Origin of the sequence: Microvirga tunisiensis (genome assembly GCF_009296175.1) — a bacterium.
GTDB classification, from domain to species: domain Bacteria; phylum Pseudomonadota; class Alphaproteobacteria; order Rhizobiales; family Beijerinckiaceae; genus Microvirga; species Microvirga tunisiensis.
In genome coordinates this window covers 1-1,192 of sequence record NZ_VOSK01000796.1, presented here as the reverse complement: position 1 = coordinate 1,192, position 1,192 = coordinate 1, and the positions used below count along the sequence as shown (strand labels likewise).

General features: G+C 65.9%; 1 protein-coding gene. It reads left to right on the top strand.

The features are described from left to right. Nucleotides 1–1,191 carry an elongation factor Tu gene (gene tuf / locus FS320_RS43725; protein ID WP_152718694.1) on the top strand — a complete coding sequence of 397 codons (1,191 nt, stop codon included), beginning with the start codon at nt 1–3 and terminating at the stop codon, nt 1,189–1,191. Nucleotide 1,192 lies beyond the last annotated feature (1 nt).

Below are 1,192 nucleotides of genomic sequence, written 5' to 3'. Positions count from 1 at the left end.
ATGGCGAAGGAAAAGTTTCAGCGCAATAAGCCGCACTGCAACATTGGGACGATTGGTCACGTGGACCATGGCAAGACGTCTCTGACGGCGGCGATCACGAAGGTTCTGGCGGAGTCCGGGGGCGCGACGTTCACGGCGTACGACCAGATCGACAAGGCGCCGGAGGAGAAGGCGCGCGGGATCACGATCTCGACCGCGCACGTGGAATACGAGACCTCGAACCGGCACTACGCCCACGTGGACTGCCCGGGCCACGCCGACTACGTGAAGAACATGATCACGGGAGCGGCGCAGATGGACGGCGCGATCCTGGTGGTGTCGTCGGCCGACGGCCCGATGCCGCAGACCCGCGAGCACATCCTGCTGGCGCGTCAGGTGGGCGTTCCGGCCCTGGTGGTGTTCATGAACAAGGTCGACATGGTCGACGACGCCGAGCTGCTCGACCTGGTTGAGCTGGAGGTGCGCGAGCTTCTGTCGAAGTACGACTTCCCGGGCGACGACATTCCGATCGTGAAGGGCTCGGCCCTGTGCGCTCTGGAGGATCGGTCGCCGGAGATCGGGCGCGAGCGCGTGCTCGAGCTGATGGCCGAGGTTGACCGCTACATCCCGCAGCCGGAGCGTCCGGTGGACCTGCCGTTCCTGATGCCGATCGAGGACGTGTTCTCGATCTCGGGCCGCGGCACGGTGGTGACGGGTCGCGTCGAGCGCGGCATCGTGAAGGTCGGCGAGGAAGTGGAGATCGTGGGTCTGCGCGACACGCAGAAGACCACGGTGACCGGGGTCGAGATGTTCCGCAAGCTGCTCGATCAGGGCCAGGCGGGCGACAACGTGGGCGTCCTGCTGCGCGGCACGAAGCGCGAGGACGTGGAGCGCGGCCAGGTGCTGTGCAAGCCGGGCTCGATCAAGCCGCACACGAAGTTCAAGGCCGAGGCCTACATCCTGACCAAGGAAGAGGGCGGGCGTCATACGCCGTTCTTCGGCAACTACCGCCCGCAGTTCTACTTCCGCACGACGGACGTGACCGGCGTGGTGACGCTGCCTGAGGGCACCGAGATGGTGATGCCGGGCGACAACATCACCATGGAGGTGACGCTGATTGCGCCGATCGCCATGGAAGAGAAGCTGCGCTTCGCCATCCGCGAAGGCGGCCGTACCGTCGGCGCCGGCGTCGTCGCCGCCGTGATGGACTAAT

Excerpts from the sequence above, each read along its gene's own strand:
- tuf (WP_152718694.1), top strand. The coding sequence starts at position 1 with ATGGCGAAGGAAAAGTTTCAGCGCAATAAGCCGCACTGCAACATTGGG.